This is a genomic window from Phycicoccus sp. Root101 (assembly GCF_001426245.1).
Taxonomy (GTDB): Bacteria; Actinomycetota; Actinomycetes; order Actinomycetales; family Dermatophilaceae; genus Pedococcus.
In genome coordinates, this window is the sequence record NZ_LMCM01000001.1 from 465303 (window position 1) to 484483 (window position 19181).

Annotated in this window: 21 protein-coding genes; 7 read left to right on the forward strand and 14 right to left on the reverse strand. The window is 73.1% G+C overall.

Annotated elements, in window-relative coordinates:
- Window positions 1-25: 25 nt before the first annotated feature.
- The 5 genes from rpmF to ASC58_RS02130 all read right to left on the reverse strand — a co-directional run bounded on the left by rpmF (window position 26) and on the right by ASC58_RS02130 (window position 4194).
- Window positions 26-220, reverse strand: a complete 195-nt coding sequence (rpmF, locus tag ASC58_RS02110; RefSeq protein WP_056915169.1) for a 50S ribosomal protein L32 — start codon at window positions 218-220, stop codon at window positions 26-28.
- Between the two features lies 1 nt (window position 221).
- Window positions 222-818 (reverse strand): DUF177 domain-containing protein, encoded by a 597-nt coding sequence (locus ASC58_RS02115; protein WP_056915170.1) that lies wholly within the window; start codon window positions 816-818, stop codon window positions 222-224.
- A gap of 113 nt (window positions 819-931) precedes the next feature.
- Window positions 932-3046 carry an acyltransferase family protein gene (locus ASC58_RS21315; protein WP_200947722.1) on the reverse strand — a complete coding sequence of 705 codons (2115 nt, stop codon included), beginning with the start codon at window positions 3044-3046 and terminating at the stop codon, window positions 932-934.
- Entirely contained in the window at window positions 3037-3582 is a 546-nt protein-coding gene (coaD, locus tag ASC58_RS02125) for a pantetheine-phosphate adenylyltransferase (protein WP_056915172.1), read from the reverse strand. The genes ASC58_RS21315 and coaD overlap by 10 nt, the downstream gene beginning before the upstream one ends.
- A gap of 51 nt (window positions 3583-3633) precedes the next feature.
- Window positions 3634-4194, reverse strand: a complete 561-nt coding sequence (locus tag ASC58_RS02130) for a hemerythrin domain-containing protein (RefSeq protein WP_056918216.1) — start codon at window positions 4192-4194, stop codon at window positions 3634-3636.
- Between the two features lie 162 nt (window positions 4195-4356).
- Here ASC58_RS02130 and ASC58_RS02135 point away from each other — a divergent pair, with 162 nt between their 5' ends.
- On the forward strand, window positions 4357-4653 hold the full coding sequence (locus tag ASC58_RS02135; protein ID WP_056915174.1) for a hypothetical protein: 297 nt from the start codon (window positions 4357-4359) through the stop codon (window positions 4651-4653).
- Between the two features lie 69 nt (window positions 4654-4722).
- On the opposite strand, the gene rsmD is transcribed toward ASC58_RS02135, so the two are convergent.
- From rsmD to ASC58_RS02155, 4 genes are read right to left on the reverse strand one after another with little or no spacing between them, the layout of a single operon-like run.
- A complete protein-coding gene (gene rsmD / locus ASC58_RS02140) occupies window positions 4723-5298 on the reverse strand; it encodes a 16S rRNA (guanine(966)-N(2))-methyltransferase RsmD (RefSeq protein ID WP_056918217.1) in 576 nt (191 codons plus the stop codon).
- Between the two features lie 36 nt (window positions 5299-5334).
- Window positions 5335-6111 carry an alpha/beta fold hydrolase gene (locus ASC58_RS02145; RefSeq protein WP_056918218.1) on the reverse strand — a complete coding sequence of 259 codons (777 nt, stop codon included), beginning with the start codon at window positions 6109-6111 and terminating at the stop codon, window positions 5335-5337.
- 52 nt (window positions 6112-6163) lie between these two features.
- Entirely contained in the window at window positions 6164-8443 is a 2280-nt protein-coding gene (locus ASC58_RS02150) for an ATP-dependent DNA helicase RecG (protein ID WP_056915177.1), read from the reverse strand.
- A 2-nt stretch (window positions 8444-8445) separates the two neighbouring features.
- A complete protein-coding gene (locus ASC58_RS02155) occupies window positions 8446-10134 on the reverse strand; it encodes a DAK2 domain-containing protein (protein ID WP_056918219.1) in 1689 nt (562 codons plus the stop codon).
- A gap of 165 nt (window positions 10135-10299) precedes the next feature.
- Between ASC58_RS02155 and rpmB the strand changes: the two genes are divergently transcribed.
- Window positions 10300-10494 (forward strand): 50S ribosomal protein L28, encoded by a 195-nt coding sequence (gene rpmB, locus ASC58_RS02160; RefSeq protein ID WP_055814433.1) that lies wholly within the window; start codon window positions 10300-10302, stop codon window positions 10492-10494.
- A 164-nt stretch (window positions 10495-10658) separates the two neighbouring features.
- On the opposite strand, the gene thiL is transcribed toward rpmB, so the two are convergent.
- A complete protein-coding gene (gene thiL, locus ASC58_RS02165; RefSeq protein ID WP_056918220.1) occupies window positions 10659-11624 on the reverse strand; it encodes a thiamine-phosphate kinase in 966 nt (321 codons plus the stop codon).
- Window positions 11625-11812: 188 nt separating this feature from the next.
- Here thiL and ASC58_RS02170 point away from each other — a divergent pair, with 188 nt between their 5' ends.
- Both ASC58_RS02170 and ASC58_RS02175 read left to right on the forward strand, forming a co-directional pair.
- Window positions 11813-12046, forward strand: a complete 234-nt coding sequence (locus tag ASC58_RS02170) for an Lrp/AsnC family transcriptional regulator (RefSeq protein WP_056915180.1) — start codon at window positions 11813-11815, stop codon at window positions 12044-12046.
- A 1-nt stretch (window position 12047) separates the two neighbouring features.
- Window positions 12048-12527 carry a DUF3515 family protein gene (locus tag ASC58_RS02175; protein ID WP_056918221.1) on the forward strand — a complete coding sequence of 160 codons (480 nt, stop codon included), beginning with the start codon at window positions 12048-12050 and terminating at the stop codon, window positions 12525-12527.
- Between the two features lie 253 nt (window positions 12528-12780).
- Here the strand turns inward: ASC58_RS02175 and ASC58_RS02180 are convergent, their stop codons facing one another.
- Window positions 12781-13926 carry a D-alanine--D-alanine ligase family protein gene (locus tag ASC58_RS02180; RefSeq protein WP_056915182.1) on the reverse strand — a complete coding sequence of 382 codons (1146 nt, stop codon included), beginning with the start codon at window positions 13924-13926 and terminating at the stop codon, window positions 12781-12783.
- A 74-nt stretch (window positions 13927-14000) separates the two neighbouring features.
- On the opposite strand from ASC58_RS02180, the gene ASC58_RS02185 reads away from it, so the two are divergent.
- On the forward strand, window positions 14001-15074 hold the full coding sequence (locus ASC58_RS02185; protein WP_056918222.1) for a PLP-dependent aspartate aminotransferase family protein: 1074 nt from the start codon (window positions 14001-14003) through the stop codon (window positions 15072-15074).
- An 8-nt stretch (window positions 15075-15082) separates the two neighbouring features.
- Here the strand turns inward: ASC58_RS02185 and ASC58_RS02190 are convergent, their stop codons facing one another.
- Together ASC58_RS02190 and ASC58_RS02195 are read right to left on the reverse strand one after the other, a co-directional pair.
- On the reverse strand, window positions 15083-16081 hold the full coding sequence (locus tag ASC58_RS02190) for an NAD(P)H-dependent glycerol-3-phosphate dehydrogenase (RefSeq protein WP_056915184.1): 999 nt from the start codon (window positions 16079-16081) through the stop codon (window positions 15083-15085).
- Window positions 16078-16839, reverse strand: a complete 762-nt coding sequence (locus tag ASC58_RS02195) for a lysophospholipid acyltransferase family protein (protein WP_369796182.1) — start codon at window positions 16837-16839, stop codon at window positions 16078-16080. The genes ASC58_RS02190 and ASC58_RS02195 overlap by 4 nt, the downstream gene beginning before the upstream one ends.
- Before the next feature lie 106 nt (window positions 16840-16945).
- Here ASC58_RS02195 and cofC point away from each other — a divergent pair, with 106 nt between their 5' ends.
- Both cofC and ASC58_RS02205 read left to right on the forward strand, forming a co-directional pair.
- On the forward strand, window positions 16946-17614 hold the full coding sequence (gene cofC, locus ASC58_RS02200) for a 2-phospho-L-lactate guanylyltransferase (protein ID WP_056918223.1): 669 nt from the start codon (window positions 16946-16948) through the stop codon (window positions 17612-17614).
- A 20-nt stretch (window positions 17615-17634) separates the two neighbouring features.
- Entirely contained in the window at window positions 17635-17853 is a 219-nt protein-coding gene (locus tag ASC58_RS02205) for a hypothetical protein (protein ID WP_056918224.1), read from the forward strand.
- A 9-nt stretch (window positions 17854-17862) separates the two neighbouring features.
- On the opposite strand, the gene murA is transcribed toward ASC58_RS02205, so the two are convergent.
- Entirely contained in the window at window positions 17863-19179 is a 1317-nt protein-coding gene (gene murA / locus ASC58_RS02210; RefSeq protein WP_056915187.1) for a UDP-N-acetylglucosamine 1-carboxyvinyltransferase, read from the reverse strand.
- Between the last annotated feature and the right edge of the window lie 2 nt (window positions 19180-19181).

A 19181-nucleotide genomic window follows, 5' to 3' on the forward strand; every position in this document is an offset into this window, starting at 1 on the left:
GAGCTCAACGGAGAGTCAGACCGACTCAGCCCTGGTGCTCGGTGCGCTCGGCGACCGTGTAGTGACGACCCTTGTAGGTGCCACAGGACGGGCACGCGATGTGCGGCTGCATCTGGGCCTTGCACTGGGGGCACGTGGTCAGCGTGGTCGCCGTCGTCTTCCAGTTCGCGCGACGCGAACGGGTGTTGGAGCGCGACGTCTTCCGCTTCGGGACAGCCACGTCAGTTCCTCTTCTCTTCGATGGTGCTCTGGGTGGTGGTGCTGGCGTCGGCGGTCAGCGCGTTGAGCGCAGCCCACCGGGGGTCGATCACTTCGTGCTGGTGGTCGGGATCATCGGCCAGGTGCACTCCACACTCGGAGCACAGACCCGGACAGTCCTCCCGGCACACCGGCTGGAACGGCAGTGCAGGCACCACCGTGTCCAGGAGCACGGACTCGAGGTCGAACAGGTCCCCCTCGAGCTTGTGCTCCTCGGTCTCGTCGTCGTCCGCCCCCACCTCGCGGTGGTGGGCAGCACGGTCGGCGTAGGCGAACAGCTCCTGGAAGTGACCGTCCACGTCGTGGGCGATCGGGTCCAGGCACCGCACGCAGGCGCCGGTTGCCGTGGCGTGGACCGAGCCGGTCACGAGCACTCCCTCGACCACGGACTCGAGCCGCAGCTCGAGCTCCATCGCCGCGCCCTGGGGCACTGCGACGACCTCCGTGCCGAAGTCGGCAGGTGCCTCGACGGTCCGCTGGACCTGCACCATGGATCCGGGTCGCCGACCGAGGTCCGTGGTGTCGAAGACCAACGGCGATCGGGGATTGAGGTGTTCCATGGCTCCAGCTGTGTCGAGTGACTCGGTCGACCGCCTCGGATGAGACGTAGACCGACGCACGAGGTTACCGGAGCGCGTGCCAGTCTCCCAAATGCACGGAGATCGGCACCGGGTCAGTGCCCGACGGTGCTGGGGTCGCCGGGCCCCGGCAGCCCGTCGAGCGCGGCACCGAGCTGGGCCGCCAGCGACCGCACGTAGGTCGCCGTGAGGTGGTCGCCGGCCCGGTGGATGCTCACGTGGCCGATGGCCACCGGGCACTGGGCCACCGGGCAGATGTACGGCGTCAGGTCGATCAGCGCCGTGCCCGACGCCTGCGCGGCCAGTCGCTGCACCGGGAGTCCGCTGCCGGCGACGGCGGGCTCGCGGTCGAAGGCGCAGCGCGTCAGCTCACGGGGGTGCCGGGCGGTGCAGACGTCGAGGTCGTCCGGGGACAGCGGGCTGTCGCCCAGCACCGCCAGCCTGCTGCCGAGCGCGCGGACCTCCTGCCACCGCTCCCCCAGACCGGCCACGAGGGCGTCGCGGGTGGCCGCACGTCCGTCCCACGCGGTCGCGGCGTACCCGGAGGTGAGGACGAGGTCGGGTGGGTTCGCGCGCAGCGCCTCCATGACGTGGCGGTTCCAGGCGTCGCAGGACGGGTAGGGCTGCCCCGCCTGCTGGGCGTGTCCTGCCGCGAAGGCGCACGCCGACTTGCCGTAGGTGACGATCCGCCACCCGCGACCCGGCGCGAGCCGTTCCAAGGCGGGCAGCCACTGCATGGCCTTGGAGTCCCCGACGAGCGCGACCGCCGTGGTGCCGGCCCGCACGCCGAACTCGCACGGCACCGGGGCCGACGCGAGGCGGTCGACCTGGCAGCGGTCGACGTCGGCCGCGGGCCGGTCGTGACCGGCGAGCTGGGGGTCGGGGGTGAGCCACTCCCAGTCGTCCACGGCATACGTGGCCGGGTCGGTGCCCGGGGGCGTCGACAGAGCCGCGGCCCCCAGCTCCCCCAGGGCCGGTATGGCGCCGGAGACCGGGGTGGTGCGGAACGGCGAGGGGGCGTGCGCCAGGGGCAGGGCGGCGAGCGCGCCGGCGGCGGACAGGGCTGCCCCGAGCACCAGCACCCGTCCGGTGCGGGCGGCGAGCGCCGTGCTGTGGTGGACGGGCTGCTCGAGGTACCGGTGGCTGAGCCAGGCGGGAACGACCGAGGCGAGCACGACGAGCACCTTCTGGGTGCCGGTGAGCCCCTGGGCCGCCCAATCGGCGAGGATCACGGCCGGCCAGTGCCAGAGGTAGAGGGAGTAGGAGAGGCCGCCGATCCAGACCATGGGGCGCGTCCCGAGGACCCGGACCGGGCCCCCGCTCGCCCCGGTCCACCCCGCCCAGAGCACGGCCGCGGCCCCCAGGGTCGGCACGACGGTCCAGGGCCCGGGGGCCGACGCCCCGGCCGGCAGCCGCACGGCGGTGCCGAGGACGGCGGCGAGGCCGAGCCAGCCGACCACGGCCGGCAGGTGCCGCGTCCACGCGGCGCGCGCGGGCTCGGTGTGCGGGCCGGCCTCGCGGGCGGCGCACCAGACCGCCAGCGCGGCGCCGACACCGAGCTCCCACGCCCGGGTCGTGGTGACGAAGTAGGCGCGGTTCGGGTCGACGGCGTTGAGCCACACGGCATACGCGAAGGACGGCACCGCGATCACGGCGAGGAGCAGGCCGACCGAGCGCATCGACGGGCGGCGGCCGAACCGGCGCAGGACGAAGGCGAGGGCGATGAGCGCCACGGGCCACACGACGTAGAACTGCTCCTCGACGGCGAGCGACCAGAAGTGCTGGACCGGCGAGGGGCTGGTGTCGGAGGCGAGGTAGTCGACGGCGCGGTGGGCGAAGAGCCAGTTGACGACGTAGAGGGCCGCCCCGGCGATGTCGCTGCCGATCTCCCGGCGCCGCAGCCCGGGCACGACGAACCACGTCACGGCCGCGGTCACGACCAGCACGAGGACGGCCGCCGGGAGCAGGCGTCGCACGCGCCGCCCCACGAACCGGCTCCACGAGATCGTGCCGGTGCGTACGAGCTCGCGCACGAGGATCCCCGTGATGAGGAACCCGGAGATGACGAAGAAGACGTCGACGCCGAGGAAGCCGTTCTTCAGCGGGAGGCCGGCGTGGTAGGTCAGGACGAGCAGGACGGCGACCGCCCGCAGGCCCTCGATGTCCGGCCGGAAGCGATCCGGCCGGTGGGTCCGTGCAGTCAGCTGGATGCCCCCGGTCGACGCTCCCCGTCGACGGCCAGGCGGGCCACGAGGGCGTCACGGACGCGATCGGTGACCAGCCCGGAGACGTCACCGCCGTAGCGGACGACCTCCTTGACGAGCGAGCTCGACACGTGGCCGAAGGTGGGCTCCCCGGGCAGGAAGACCGTCTCGAGACCGGTCAGGTGACGGTTCATCAGGGCCATGGGCAGCTCGTAGGCGAAGTCCGTCCCGCTGCGCAGGCCCTTGACGACGACCTCGGCGCCGACGGCGCGGCAGACGTCGACGAGCAGCTGGCCACCGAACACCTCCACCCGGACGCCCTCGAGGTCGCCGAGGGCGTCCTCGATGAGCTCACGGCGCTCGTCCGGGGTGAACACGCCCTGCTTCGCGGGGTTGTGCAGCACCGCGACGACGACCTCATCGTGCAGGGCCGCCGCACGCCGGATGACGTCGACGTGGCCCAGGGTCACGGGGTCGTAGGACCCGGGGCAGACGGCACGGCGCGGCGCACCGGTGGCCGGGGTGGGGGCGGGGCTGGTCACAGCGGCACGCTAGCAGCGGGACCCCCGCACCCCCTCCCCGTCAGCGGCGGCTCACTCGTCGTCGTCCTCGTCGTCCGCCGGGAGCAGACCTTCCTTGTGCGCCTTGGCGACGATCGAGCGGACGTTCTCGATCGAACCGGCGCCCTCGTCGAGGAGGCGGTTGCGCTCGGCCGTCCACTTCGCGCCGAGGTCGTCACGGACCTCCTGGGACACGTCGGTGCGTGCGGGGTTGAGGATCGTCTGCTCCTCCTCGCCGATGTGGTGGTTGAGGGCGGTGGCCAGGTCCTCGACCGCGTCGTCGAACTTCTGCGTGTCGGTGCCCTTGCACTCCAGGAGCGCGAGCAGCGCCTCGTTGCCCTCGGCGTGCTCCTCCTCGCCGTGCTCGGCCTCGTGGTCGGTGATGGCGTCCTTGCGCTGGAGGTTCGGGTAGACCTTCGACTCCTCGGCCTCGCCGTGGGCGATGAGCACAGCTGACAGGGCGGCGCGGGCCGCCTCGCGGTCGGCCGTGGCGTCGCGCAGGTCGCGCAGCAGGGACTCGAAGAGGCGGTGGTCGTCGAGGATGAGCTCGACCACGTCACCGGACGTGGGGCGGGGGATCTCGTAGTCCGTCATGGCTCCACCCTTCCTCACCTGCGACGACTCCACACCTCCGGGCCGGCTCCGGAGGTGGGTCCCACCCATCGGACGCGCGGTTTGAGTCCTCCGGCGGCCTGCGAAATGGTGGAGGAGTCCTGACCTCAACGGGCCGAACTCCACCGACAGAGAGGGAGCACCATGCTCACCCTGACCGAGAACGCCAGCACGATCGTCAAGACCCTGGTCGACCAGACGGAGGTCGGCGACGACGCCGGCCTGCGCTTCAGCCAGGAGGACCCGTCCGCGGGCGCCCTCACCGTGACCACCGCCGAGCAGCCCGTGCCCGGCGACGCCGTCGTCGAGAGCGACGGGGCGAAGGTGTTCCTCGACGAGACCGCAGCGGTGGCCCTGGGCGACCAGGTCCTCGACGCGAACGTCGACCAGTCCGGTGCGGTGCAGTTCAGCATCATCCCCTCGGCGGCCCCGACCGCCTGAGGCGCCGACTCCACGCGAGGGGCCCGGGACCAGTCACTGGTCCCGGGCCCTCGTCGTCCGCTGCGCCGCTCAGGCGATCTCGTCCGGCACCCGCGGGCCGGCGAACCAGATCCGCGTCTCGCCGTAGCGCCGCTCCCCCTCGGGCTCCCACTGCGCCGGCCACCGCGGCTCCGGGGTGCGTGCGGAGCGTTCGACCACGACGAGGGCGTCGTCGCTGAGCCAGCCCGGTTCGGCGAGCAGGGCCAGGTCGGCGGCGAGCTCGTCCTCGGTGAGGGCGTAGGGCGGGTCGCTGAAGACCAGGCTGAACGGTTCGCCGGGGGGTGCCGCGAGGACCCTCGCCACCGTGGAGTGGCGCACCACAGCACCGGGGATGCCGATCCCGTCCGCGTTCGCGCGGGTCACCTTCACGGCGCCCTTGTCGGACTCGACGAGCAGCACGGACGTGGCGCCGCGGCTGAGCGCCTCGAGACCGAGCGCGCCCGACCCGGCGTAGAGGTCGAGGACGCGCGCCCCGCCCAGCACGTCGAGGTGCTCGAGCCGGGAGAACAACGCCTCACGCACCCGGTCGCTGGTGGGACGGGTCCCTGCCCCGGGAGGCGTGGACAACCGCTGCCCACCGGCCCGGCCGCTGATGATCCGCGTCACGGCGGCACGGTAACAGCGCCGGTGGTGGCGCCGCGCTCAGGGCTGGTGGACCGTGGGGTCGTCCCGGAGCACGTCGAGCAGCAGGGCCAGGACCGCGTCGGGGCGTTCCAGCGACGGCAGGTGGCCGGCCCAGTCGAGCTCGATCGACTCGGCGCCCGGGATGTCCCGGGCCAGGACCACCGCGACCTCACGGAACAGGTCGAGGTCCAGCGCCCCTGACACGACGACGGTGTCCACGGCGATGGCGGTGGGGTCGACGTCGACCCGTCGCGGCGCCGGTGGCGGGTCCTGCTCGTCCGCGGCGAGCTGCACCTCGAAGGCGTGGCGCTGCATGGCCAGCAGCCGTGCACGGGTGGCGTCGTCGGCGTCGGGTCCCAGGAAGGTGCGGACGTTCAGCGCGCTGGCACCCTCGACGTCCCCGGCCTCGAGGAGCCGGTCCTCCTCGGCGCCGAACTCCTGCACGTCCGCGGTCGGTTCCACCCCCCGGTATGCCGCGCACAGGAGCACGAGGGACGAGACCCTCCCGGGGTGCAGGGTGGCGAGCTCGAGCGCGACCCGGCCGCCGAAGCTCGACCCGACGACCGCGGCGTCGGTGATCCCGAGGTGGTCGAGCAGGGTGTCGAGGTCGTCGGCGTCGGCGTACTCCCCCGGGGGCAGCGGCGTCTGCCCGAACCCGCGGAAGTCGGGTCGCACCACGGTGAACGCGTGGCCCAGCGCCGGGACGAGGTCGTCCCACATCCGGCGGTCCGCGACACCGGAGTGCAGCAGCAGGATCGCCGGGCCCGAACCCAAGACGTCGTGGGAGAGCAGCATCCCGCCACCCTAGGGCGCCCGGAGGCTGCCTGGCTCCCGGATTTGCGCGTCGTCAGCCGCGTTCGAGGAAGGCGGCCTGCTCGGCGTCGAGGCGCTCGGCGACCGCGGCGGAGAGCTCCGGGTGACCGGTCAGCTCGGGGTCGCGGGCGACGAGCGCAGTGGCGTCGTCGCGGGCCTCGAGGATGATCTCCTCGTCCCGGACCAGCGACAGGAAGCGGAAGCTGCCCCGGCCCATCGCCCGCCCGGACCGACCGCCACCGCTCTGCTTCCCGCTGAGGACGTCGCCGGTGCCACGCAGCTGCAGGTCGAGCCGGGCCAGCTCGAACCCGTCGGTGGTGGCGGCGACCGCCTCGAGGCGTTCCATGGAGGTCTCCGTCTCCGACGACGTCATGAGCAGGCACAGCCCGGCGTGCTGACCTCGACCGACCCGGCCGCGCAGCTGGTGCAGCTGGCTGACCCCGAAGCGGTCCGCGTCGACGACGACCATGACGGTGGCGTTGGGGACGTCCACGCCGACCTCGATGACGGTGGTGGACACGAGGACCTGCACCTCGCCGGCGTTGAACGCAGCCATGACCGCGTCCTTGTCCTCCGGCGCCATCCGTCCGTGCAGGACGGCGAGGGACAGTCCTGCGAGCGCAGGGTTCTCACGAAGGGCCGCCTCCACGGCATACACGCTCGCGAGCTCTCGGGGCGCCGTGGCGGTGGGGGCACCGTCGTCACCGGGCTCGGCGTCCGGGTAGTCGTCCTCCGCGTCCAGGGCGCGAGGACCCGAGGAGGAGAGCGGCGCGGTCGGCAGCTCCTCGTCGTCGGCGGACACGGCGCTACCCGCTGACCCGGACTCGTCACCGATGCGGGGGCACACGACATACGCCTGGCGCCCGGAGCGGACCTCCTCGGCGACGCGCTCCCACGTGCGCTGGACCCAGGCGGCGCGCTCGGACGGCACGACGTGCGTGGCGATCGGCGAACGGCCCCGGGGAAGCTCGGACAGGGTCGAGGTCTCCATGTCGCCGAACACGGTCATCGTCACCGTCCGCGGGATCGGCGTCGCGGTCATGACGAGGACGTGGGGCGGCTGGGTTCCCTTCTCGCGCAACGCATCTCGCTGCTCGACGCCGAACCGGTGCTGTTCGTCGACGACCGCCAGCGCAAGGTCCTGGAACTGCACCTTCTCCTGGATGAGTGCGTGGGTGCCGATGACGATGCCGGCGTCGCCGCTGGCGACCTGCAGAAGGTTCGCGCGGCGGGCGGCTGTCGCCTGGCTGCCGGTGAGCAGCGCCACCCGGGTGCCGATGTCGCTGCCGCCGAGCAGCCCGCCCTCGGCGAGGTCGCCGAGCATCGCGGTGATCGACCGGTGGTGCTGCGCCGCGAGGACCTCGGTGGGCGCGAGCAGGGCCGCCTGCCCGCCCGCGTCGACGGCGGCGAGCATCGCCCTCAGCGCGATGATCGTCTTGCCGGAGCCGACCTCGCCCTGCAGGAGCCGGTTCATCGGGACGTCGCGGGCCATCTCCGCGGCCAGGGTCTCGCCGACCTCGCGCTGCCCCGCGGTGAGCTCGAACGGCAGCCGCTCGTCGAACGCCGCCAGCAGCCCCCCTGCCCGGGGCGTGCGGCCGACGGTGCGGTCAGCGGCCTGCCGGGCCCGGCGCTGGGCCAGCAGGGTCTGCAGGACCAGGGCCTCCTCGTACCGGAGCCGGTGGCGGGCACGCTGCACCTCGGGGAAGGCCGCGGGCACGTGGATGCCGCGCAGCGCCTCGAGCCGTCCGGGAAGGCCGTGGCGCGAGCGCAGCGTGGCCGGCAGCGGGTCGGGCACGGACTCGAGGTGGTCGAAGACGATGCGCACGCACTCGGCGACCGACCAGTTCTGCAGCCCCTTGACCTGCAGGTAGACCGGGATCGGGCCGCGGTCGGTGGCCGACGTGCCGAGGCCGCCCTCGACGACCTGGTAGGCCGGGTGGGTCAGCTGCCAGCGGCCGCGGTACATCCCGACCTCGCCGGCGAACACCGCACGCACCCCGGGGAGCAGCGCGTCCTTGTGGCCCCAGGCCTTGAAGAACGCGAGGTCGACGTCGTTGCGCCCGTCGGTGATCGTGACGTTGAGCATCTCGCCGCGACGCTTCTGCATGCGGCGGGTCACCGACGTCTTCACCTCGGCCACGGCGACGACGTACTTGCCGACGTGCAGGTCGGACAGGTCGGACGTGTGCTCGAGGTACCGGCGCGGCCAGAACTCGAGCAGGTCGCCCACCGTCACGAGGTTGCGGTGCTTGGCCAGGGTGCCGGCCGTCCTGGCCCCGAGGACCTTGTCGAGCTTCGTGCTCTCGTCGACCACGCCTACTCGACTCCCAGCAGCAGGGGGTAGTGCGGCTGTCCGCCGTCGATGACGGTGACCTCCACGTCGCGGTGGCCACGCTCGATCCTCGCGCCGAGGTCCTCGACGAGCCCCTCGGGCGCGGCCTCCCCGCCGATCACGGTCACCAGCTCGCCGCCGCTGGACAGCAGCCGTCGGACCACGTCGAGGGCGACCTCCGCGAGGTCGTGGCCGACGACGACGACATCACCGCCGACCGCCCCGAGGACGTCGCCCGCCTCGCAGGGACCGGCGCTCGTGAGCGCCTGCTTGCTCGCGAGGGCCACCGCGCCGTGGCGCGTGGCGGCGGCTGCGTGGCTCATCTCGGCGGCGTTCCGCGCGGCCGAGGCGTTCTCGTCGAAGACGGCGAAGGCCGCGAGCCCCTGCACCGCGGTCCGCGAGCGCACGAGGTGGACGTCGAGGCCCTCCTGCTCGGCGGCACTCGCGGCCGCCCGGGCCGCCATCTCGGTGTCGCGGTCGTTCGGCAGCACGATGACCGACAGTGCGTGCGTGGCGCGGATGGCGTCGAGCAGCTGCCCGGCGGAGGCCCGCAGGCCCGGACCACTGGTCACGACGACGGCCCCCGCCCCCTCGAACACCTCGGCCAGGCCGGGTCCCGCGGCGCAGGCGACCACCGCGACGCCCGACGCCGGGAGGCGGTGGCCCACCTGGTCGGCGAAGTGCGTGACGCGGACGCGGTAGGGCCGCCCTGCGTCCAGCCCTGCCTCGATCGCGGCCCCGACGTCGTCGACGTGCACGTGGACGTTCCAGAGGTCCGGTCCACCGACGACGAGCAGCGAGTCGCCCAGCCCGTCGAGGACCTCGCGCAACGCCGCTGCGCGTTCCTCGTCGCTGTCGCGCAGGAGGTACATCACCTCGAACGCGGGGCCGCCGGGCGTCGCGTCGTGGCCGCTCGTGGGGGCTCCCCCGGTGCGGCCCATCGGCTCGACCGGCCCGCCCTGGCGGCTCCACTCCTCGCGGCGGCGCAGCGACGGGTCCTCGGCGAACGGCTCCATCCGTTCGCCGACGTGGGCCCCGTCCTGGTGCACCACACGTGCCAGGGCCTCGAGCAGCAGGAGGTACCCGGCCGCGCCGGCGTCGACGACCCCCGCGCGCTCGAGGGCGGCGAGCTGGCCCGTCGTGGCCCTCAGCGCCGCCGTCGCCGCGTCGAGCGCCGCCTCGGCGACGGCGGGCAGCCCCGCCTCGACCGCTGCGGCGCCCGCCTCGGCCGCCGCCTTGGCGACGGTGAGGATGGTGCCCTCCTCGGGGTGGGTGACGCTGGCGTACGCGCGGGCGCTGGCCCGCGCCATACCGTCGGCGATGACGACCGGACCGGCCTCGGGCAGGCCGCTCTCGGCGATGGCCTCCGCGAACCCCCGCACCAGCTGGCTCAGGATCACCCCCGAGTTGCCCCGGGCGGTGAGCAGCATCGAGCGGGACAACGCCGAGCACTCCTGCTCCAGGGTCGCCGTCCCGAGGATGCCGGCCTTCTCGTGCTCGGCCCGCACGGAGTCCAGCGCGGCGTCGAGGGTGAGGTAGAGGTTGGTGCCCGTGTCACCGTCCGGGACGGGGAAGACGTTGAGCGCGTCGATCTCCGCCCGGCGCGCCGCGAAGGCCATCCGGGTGAGCACGGCCCACCGCCGCGCATCGACGGCAGACAGGGCTTCGAGCACGGTGGCAGGCTAGTGCCCAGCACCGTCGGGAGCCTCGTTTTGGTCGGAGCACCTGTCCTCGGCTACTCTTGACCGGTTCCCGTGGTCCTTCGTGGTGCTTCATTGCGCCCGCATCCGGCCCGGGACATTCCAAGTCTTGTCACCATCGAATTTCAGGAGAACCCCGTGGCTGCCAACTGCGACGTCTGCGGCAAGGGACCGAGCTTCGGTCACAACATCTCGCACTCGCACCGCCGCACCAAGCGTCGCTGGAACCCCAACATCCAGCGCGTCAAGGCTCTGGTGGGCGACGCGGGCGTGACCCCGAAGCGTCTCAACGTCTGCACCTCGTGCCTCAAGGCCGGCAAGGTCAAGCGCTGACCCTGCCCGACCGGCACTGACCGAAGCCGACCCTCCCCTCGCGGGACGGTCGGCTTCGTCGTTCCCGGGGCTGCTCCCCCGGCCACTCCCCCTGGCGCGCGTCCGGTCGCAGGTCAGCGGGCGCGTCCGCGTCGCCCCGCGGAGGGGTATGGCGCGGGGCCGGGTCAGCCCGCGAAGTGGTCCCAGCCCCGGGGCTGCTGGGACACCCCGTCGAGGGTGACGCCCTCGCCCTCCTCGACCCGACCGAGCGGCCGCCACCCGCCGGGCAGCGGGCCCGCGAACGTCGCAAGGAGGCTGTGCTCCTCACCGCCTGCGAGCACGCACTCGAGCGCGGCCTCGCCGACCGCCTCGCGCAGCACGATCAGGTCCGGCTCGAGGAGCGCCGAGTCGAGGGCGAGGCGCACGCCGCTGGCAGCGGCGATGCGTGAGCCGTCGCGCAGCAGGCCGTCCGAGACGTCGAGCATCGCCGTGGCGCCGGCGGCGGCGGCGGCGGGCCCGGCCGAGACCTCGACGAGGGGCCTTCGGTGGTGGGCCACGCACGTGGCCCGCACGCCCCTCGTCTCGTCGTGAGCGGCGGCGCCCTGCTGCAGGAGCACCAGCCCGGCGGCCGAGCGTCCCAGGCTGCCGTGGACGGCCACGGTGTCGCCCGGGCGGGCGCCGCTGCGCAGCACCGGATCCCGCCCCTGGAGGTCGCCCAGGGCGGTGATCGACACCATGACGGTGCCGGCGGGCGCCGACGAGAGGTCCCCGCCGGCGACGGCCACCCCCGCCGCGTCGGCCAGACCGCCCAGCGTCCGGGCGAACTCGACCGCCCAGTCCGCCGGGGTCGCCGGGTCGGCGACGAGGGTGACGACCAGCGAGGTGGGGACAGCGCCCATGGCCGCGACGTCGGCGACGTTCTGGGTGAACGCCTTGGTCGCGACGTCGGCGGCCGTGGACCACTCGTCGAGCCAGTCGCGTCCGCGCACCATGGCGTCCGTCGTGACCACCACCGGTCCGGTCGAGACCAGCACCGCCGCGTCGTCCCCCGGCCCCACGAGCACGCCCTCGCGGGCGGGGAAGAACGGGAAGATCTCGGCGAGCAGCGACGCCTCCGAGACCTGCGCCAGTGTGCGACCGGCCGTGACCATGACTTGACCTCCTCGTGACAGCCCGGGGAAGACGGCCGGGACACCGGCACGGTAGCGTCTGCCCTGGCCGTGGCTCCGCTGCGGCCTGGTTCTCTCGGGACGACGACGTCCCGGCCAACCGGAACATGACGTGTCGTCGTCGACGTCACGACATGTCCCATCTTCGACAGAAGTTGAGGTGCTCAGTGGTGGTCCAGGCCTACATCCTGATCCAGACCGAAGTCGGCAAGGCGGCGACCGTCGCAGAGGCCATTGCCGGTATCGCCGGCGTGGTCCTGGCAGAGGACGTCACCGGCCCCTACGACGTGATCGCTCGCGTCGAGGCCAACACGGTCGACGAGCTGGGCAAGCTCGTCATCGCCAAGATCCAGGACGTCCCGGGCATCACCCGGACCCTGACCTGCACCGTCGTCCACGTCTGACGTGACCCGCGCCGCCCGTCGGCGCCTGCTCGTCGCTGCCGCCGGCCTCCTCGTCCTCGGGGTGGCCGGCGGCGTGCTGTATGCCGTGCAGTCGCCCGAGCAGGTCGCCGCGCCGGCCCACGTGGCGGCGTGCGAGACCCCGATGAGCCGGATGCCGCCCACGGTCGGCGGCCAGCGTTCCCGCGGGGTCTCCGTCGCGGAGGGCACCGACCCGCGCGACGTCCGCGAGTGGGGCGACCCCGCGATCATCGCGACCTGCGGCTGGCCGGCCCTCGGGCCGACCTCCGACCAGTGCCTCGACGTCGACGGCGTCGACTGGGTCGCGCAGGAGCTCAGTGACGGCGTCCGGTTCACGACGTTCGGGCGCGACCCCGCGATCGAGGTCCTGGTCCCCGACGCCTACGCCCCGGCCCCGCTCCTGCTCCCTGCCTTCAACGACGCCGCCAAGGCCCTCCCCGGCAACAACCGCACCTGCAGCTAGGCGCCTTCGCGCGCTGTGGCGCCCGGTCCCCCACTCAGTGGGCACCAACCGCCGCTCACCGAGCGCCATACCGACACTTCCCGCTCACCGAGATCGGTTGCAGCGGGGAGCGGAGGTGGGAGCGGAGCGGGGTGGGCAGGGGGCACGAAGGCCCGCTGGTGGGTCTGGCGGGAGCGCCGGAGCGAAGCGGAGGCGCGAGTGGACGCGGGCCGAGTGCCCCCTGCCCAGCCCGCGACCGTGCGATGACGAGGGGCTACCGGAGGCCGACGGGACGGGTCAGGGCGAGCTGGAGCAGCTCGTCGATGAGCTCGGGGTAGCCGAGCCCCGTCGCCTGCCACATCTGCGGGTACATCGAGTGCGGCGTGAACCCGGGCATGGTGTTGATCTCGTTGATGACGACGTCCCCGGCCTCGGTGTAGAAGCAGTCGACCCGCGCCAGCCCCTCGCACCCCAGCGCCTCGAACGCCGCCGCCGCGAGCCTCTGCACCTCTGCCGCGATCTCGTCGGGGACCTTGGCCGGGCAGGACAGCACGGCCCCGTCGTCGAGGTACTTCGCCTCGAAGTCGTAGAACTCGTGCCCGCCCTCGGCGGTGACCTCGATCTCGCCGACGTGCGAGACGCGAGGCTCGTCGGTGCCACGGCCCTGGAGGACCGCGCACTCGATCTCCCGGCCGACGATGCCCTGCTCGACGACCACCTTGAGGTCGTGCGTGCGCGCCACCTCGATCGCGCCTTCGAGGGCCTCCGGCGTCGAGACCTTGGAGATGCCCATGCTCGAGCCGGCGCGGGCCGGCTTCACGAACACGGGGTAGTCGAGCGCCGCTACGGCATCCATGGCGGCGGCCTTGTCGCGACGCCACTGCGCGTCGGTCACCACGACATACGGCCCGACGGGGAGGCCGGCCCCCGCGAACAGGACCTTCATGTGGTGCTTGTCCATGCCGGCGGCCGAGGCGAAGACGCCGGACCCGACGTAGCGGATGTCGGCGAGCTCGAGCATGCCCTGGATCGTCCCGTCCTCACCGAACGGGCCGTGCAGCAAGGGGAAGACGACGTCCACCTCACCGAGCGAGCGCGGCACCTCGGCCGCCTCGAGGCTGACCAGGGTGCGGTCGGTGGTGGCCAGCGGGACGACGACGCCGGCACCGTCGGCCGCCACCTCGGGCGTGCGCTCGGACGTCAGCTCCAGCCGCTGCGGGTCACCGTCGGAGAGCACCCAGTGCCCGTCGCGGGAGATCCCGATCGGGACGATGTCGTAGGCGTCGCGGTCGATCGCACGCATCACGCCTGCCGCCGTGGCGCAGGACACCGCGTGCTCGGAGGAACGGCCGCCGAAGACGATGGCGACGCGGGGCTTCTGGGCAGGCTCGCGAGAGGCTGTGGGCTGGTCCGTGGTCATCGCGGACGAGCGTATCCCGCTCACCGGGCGGGCACGGAGCACGGCTCGCGGGCGCCGCCGCCTACGCTGGCCGCGTGAGCCACGAGCAGCTGTCCCCCGCCTCCCGCGTCGTCGCCCTCGGACGCCAGCCCCGGGTGCCCGGCGCCGGCGTCAACGCGCCCCTGGAGTTCTCGTCCACCTACATCGCGGACGGCCCGGTCAACTACGCGCGGGTCGGCAACCCCACGTGGACGGCGTTCGAGGAGGCCCTCGGCTCGCTCGAGGGCGGCGACGCGCTCGTCTTCGCCTCCGGCATGGCGGCGGTGTCGGCTGCCGTCTCCCTCGTCCCCCACGGTGGCGCGGTCGTGGTCCCGCACCACGCCTACAACGGGACGACGGCCCTGCTCGACCAGCTCGCCGCCACCGGGGCGGCCGTGGTCAGGCGGGTCGACCCGACCGACCAGGCCGCGGTGCGCGCGGCCCTCGACGGCGCCGCCATGCTGTGGCTCGAGTCGCCGACGAACCCGATGCTCGAGGTCTCGGACCTGCGCGCGTTGTCCGCGATGGCGAGGGAGACCGGCGCGATCACGGTGTGCGACAACACCTTCGCCACCCCGCTCGTCCAGCGCCCGCTCGAGGACGGGGTCGACGTCGTGCTCCACTCGGTGACCAAGTACCTGTCGGGCCACTCCGACGTCATCCTCGGCGCCCTCGTGACCGCCTCGACCGAAGCCGGCGCGGAGCTGCGTGCGCGGCTGTCGACGGCGCGCCTGCTCGGCGGCGCCATCGCGGGGCCGATGGAGACCTGGTTGGCACTGCGCGGGCTGCGCACCCTGCACGTGCGGCTCGAGCGCGCCACCGCCAACGCCCGTGAGCTCGCGGCTCGCCTCGACGGCCACCCCGGTGTCGAGACGGCCCGGTACCCCGGGTTCGGTGCCATCATCGCCGTCGAGGTGCCGGGGGGTGCGGAGGCGGCCGAGCGGGTGGCCGCGGCCACCACGTTGTGGACCCACGCGACCAGCCTCGGTGGCGTCGAGTCGCAGATCGAGCGGCGCCGACGCCACCCGGCCGAGCCCCACACCGTCCCCGAGAACCTGTTGCGCCTGTCCGTGGGCATCGAGGACGTCGAGGACCTGTGGCACGACCTCGACCGGGCCCTGCGCGGCTGACCGACCGGCTACTCGGCCTCGTTCTTCAGCGCCCGGAGCATCAGGGCGCCGACGACCTCCTTGGGGCTGCGGCCGTCGTGCACCACCGCTGCGACCTGCTCGATGATCGGCACCGAGACCCCGTGGTCGTGCGCGAGCTGGAGGATCGACTCGCACGACTTCACGCCCTCGGCCGTCTGCCGGGTGACGGCGACGACCTCCTCCACGGTCATGCCCTTGCCGAGGTTGAGCCCGAACGTCCGGTTGCGGGACAGGGGCGACATGCACGTGGCGATGAGGTCCCCCACCCCCGCGAGACCGCTGAACGTCACGGGGTCGGCACCGAGCTTCATGCCCAGCCGCGACGTCTCGGCCAGGCCGCGGGTGATGATCGAGGCCTTGGAGTTGTCGCCCATGCCGAGCCCCTCGGCCATGCCGACCGCGAGCGCGATGACGTTCTTCACCGCGCCACCGAGCTCGGCGCCGACGACGTCGGTGGTCGTGTAGGGACGGAAGTACGGCGGGTTCGAGGCCTCCGCGACCATCTCGGCGATGCGCTCGTCGATGCACGCGATGACGCTGGCGGCCGGCTGCTTCTGGGCGATCTCCTTGGCGAGGTTCGGTCCCGAGACCACGACGATGCGGCCGGGTTCGATGCCCCCGGCCTCGGCGATGACCTCGCTCATCCGCTTCGTGGTGCCGAGCTCGACGCCCTTCATCAGCGACACGATCGCGGCACCGGCCGGCAGGGCGTGGGCCCACTCGGCGAGGTTGGCGCGCAAGGTCTGCGACGGAACCGCCAGGACGACGATGTCGGCGTCCGCCGCGGCCTCGAGCGGATCGGCGGTGGCGCGGATGCCGTCGGGCAGCGCGATCCCGGGCAGGTAGTCCTCGTTGCTCCCCGCGTTGATCTGGTCGACCATCTCCTGGCGTCGGCCCCACATGGTCACGGGGGTGCCCCCGTCGGCCAGCACCGCGGCATATGCCGTGCCCCAGCTGCCCGTGCCGAAGACCGCGGCCCTGGTCACGCGCCCTCCCCGGTGCGGCGGTGGAAGTTGCCGGTCTCGGGGAGCCCGTGCTTGCGTGAGTCGAACCGCTCGGCCGGGGCCTTCTCGCCACGGATGCCCTCGAGCTGCACCGTGATGGCGTCGACGATGCGGTCGGTCGCCTGGCGCAGCAACGGCCCCGTCACCGGCTGGTCGTACAGGTCGCTGAGGTCGACGGGCGGGCCCGCGGACATCTGGACGCGCGTGCGCGGGAACAGCCGGGGCTTCTTGGAGTAGGGCGCGAGCATCTCCTGCGGACCCCACTGCGCCACCGGGATCACGGGGCAGCGGGTCGTCAGGGCGATGCGCGCCGCACCGGTCTTGCCGACCATCGGCCACAGCTCGGGGTCACGGGTCAGCGTGCCCTCGGGGTAGACGCCGACGCACTTGCCCTCGTTGACCGCGGCCACCGCCGCGCGGAAGGCGTCCGCCGCGCGACCGGTGTTGCGGTACACCGGGATCTGCTGCGCCCCACGCAGGATCGCGCCCGCCACGGGGATCCGGAAGACCGCCTCCTTGCCGAGGAAGTACGGCGGGTGGCCGTTGTCGTAGAGGAAGTGGGCGAACGTGAACGGGTCGGCGTAGGAGAGGTGGTTGGGGCAGACGATGAACCCGCCCGACGTCGGGAGGTGCTCGGTGCCACGCCAGGTGCGCTTGGTGAGCAGCAGCATCAGGGGACGCACGATCGCCACCGCCAGGCGGTAGGCGAAGGGCAGTGGGCGTGTGCCGCTGGCGGTCACGTGGGGTCTCCGTGGTCAGGATCGGGGGCGACGGTCGAGTGTGCATCCTCTCTGGTCAGGGGGTCGGTGTCGAGGAACCGCGCCACCACCTGCGACGATCGGGGTGATGACGTCCCCCAGCCCCCGACCGCCCGGTCTCCGGTGGTACCTCGTGGTGCCCGTGAAGGGCGGCGCCGGCGCCAAGTCGCGACTGCACCCCCCGGCCGGCGTGGGTCGCGAGGACCTCGCGCTGGCCCTCGCCACCGACTGCCTCTCCGCCTGCTGCGCCGGTATGCCGCCCGCACGCGTCGTCGTCGTCTCCTCCGACCCGCGGGTGTCCGAGGTCGCGCTCGGGCTCGGCGCCCACGTCGTCGCCGATCCCGGTGGGGGCCTCGACGCGGCGGTGGTGGCCGGTCGTGACCACGTCGCCGCGTCGGCACCGGGCGACCCGCTGGCCGTCCTGCTCGGAGACCTGCCGTCGTTGCGGCCCGAGGACCTGGTCGCCGCGCTGGACGCAGCAGCGGCTCACGCGATGGCGGTCGTGCCGGACGCCTCCGGCGAGGGCACGACGTTGCTCACGGCCCTGGACGCGACGGCGCTGCACCCGCGGTTCGGGACCGGTTCGGCGGCGGCGCACGCCGGGGCCGGGCACGTGCGGCTGGACCTCGACCTGCCCCGGCTGCGCACCGACGTCGACGACGACAGGGCACTGACCGCCGCTACGGGCCTGGGTCTCGGTCCCGCGACCAGGGCCGCCTTGTCCGCGGCCCGTCGGGAGGCCCCGGCGCCCAGGTGACGCGGGCTACGCTGCCACCCATGCAGGGCAGCGTGCACAGGTTCGACGAGCAGACCGGGGCGGGCTCCCTCCTGCTCGACGACGGCCTCGAGGTGACCTTCTCCGCGGCGGTGTTCGCGGCGAGCGCCCTGCGGCACCTGCGCCCCGGTCAGCGGTTGAGCCTGGACGTCGGTGACGACGGCCGTGAGGTCACCAGGCTCTGGATCGTCGGGATCGGCGACGACCAGGTGATCGGCTGACGCTGCCGGTCAGCCGACCTCGTAGTCGGCGCCGAGCGCGTCGAGCTTCTCGGAGAACCGCTCGTAGCCGCGGTAGATGAGCTCGATGCCGTGCACCTTGGACTGCCCCTCGGCGGCCAGGGCGGCGATGAGGTAGCTGAACCCGCCGCGCAGGTCCGGCACCGTGATCTCGGCACCGCGCAGCGGCGTCGGGCCGGAGATGACGGCGCTGTGGCGGAAGTTGGCCCGGCCGAAGCGGCACGGGGAGCCGCCGAGGCACTCCTTGTAGAGCTGGACGACCGCGCCCATCTCCCCCAGCGCCTCCGTGAAGCCCAGGCGGTTCTCGTAGACCGTCTCGTGGACGATCGACAGGCCACTGGTCTGGGTCAGGGCGACCACGAGCGGCTGCTGCCAGTCGGTCATGAACCCCGGGTGGACGTCGGTCTCGAGCACCAGCGAGTTCAGGGTTCCCCCGGCGTGCCAGAAGCGGATGCCCTCGTCGTCGATGTCGAAGTCGCCACCGATCTTCCGGAAGACGTTGAGGAAGGGCATCATCGCCTGCTGCTGGGCGCCGCGGACGTAGATGTCACCCCTGGTCGCCAGGGCCGCGCACGCCCACGAGCCGGCCTCGATGCGGTCCGGGATGGCCAGGTGGTCGTAGCCGCCGAGCCGGTCGACCCCGTCGATCTTGATCACCCGGTCGGTCTCGACGCTGATGATCGCGCCCATCTTCTGCAGGACGGCGATCAGGTCGAGGATCTCGGGCTCGACGGCCGCGTTGCGCAGCTCGGTGACGCCCTGGGCACGGACCGCGGTCAGCAGCACTTGTTCGGTCGTGCCCACCGAGGGGTACGGCAGCTTGATGCGGGTGCCCTTGAGTCCGTTGGGGGCGGTGAGCCGCAGGCCCTCCGGCCGCTTCTGGACGTCGGCACCGAACTGGCGCAGCACGTCGAGGTGGTAGTTGATCGGCCGCTCACCGATGCGGCAGCCGCCGAGGTCGGGGATGAAGGCCTCGCCGAGGCGGTGCAGCAGCGGCCCGCACAGGAGCACCGGCACCCGGGAGGACCCGGCGTGCGCGTCGATGTCGGCGACATGGGCCTGCTCGACGTTCGTGGGGTCGAGCAGCAGCTCGCCGTCGCGGTCGGTGGAGTCGATCTTCACACCGTGCAGCTCGAGCAGGCCGGAGACGATCTTGACGTCGGAGATCTCCGGGACGCCCCGGAGGCGGCACGGGTCCTCCGCCAGCAGCGCCGCCACCATGGCCTTGGACACCAGGTTCTTGGCCCCACGGACCTCGAGGTCTCCGACCAGGGGCGAGCCACCGTTCACGGTGAGGATGTTTGCCATGG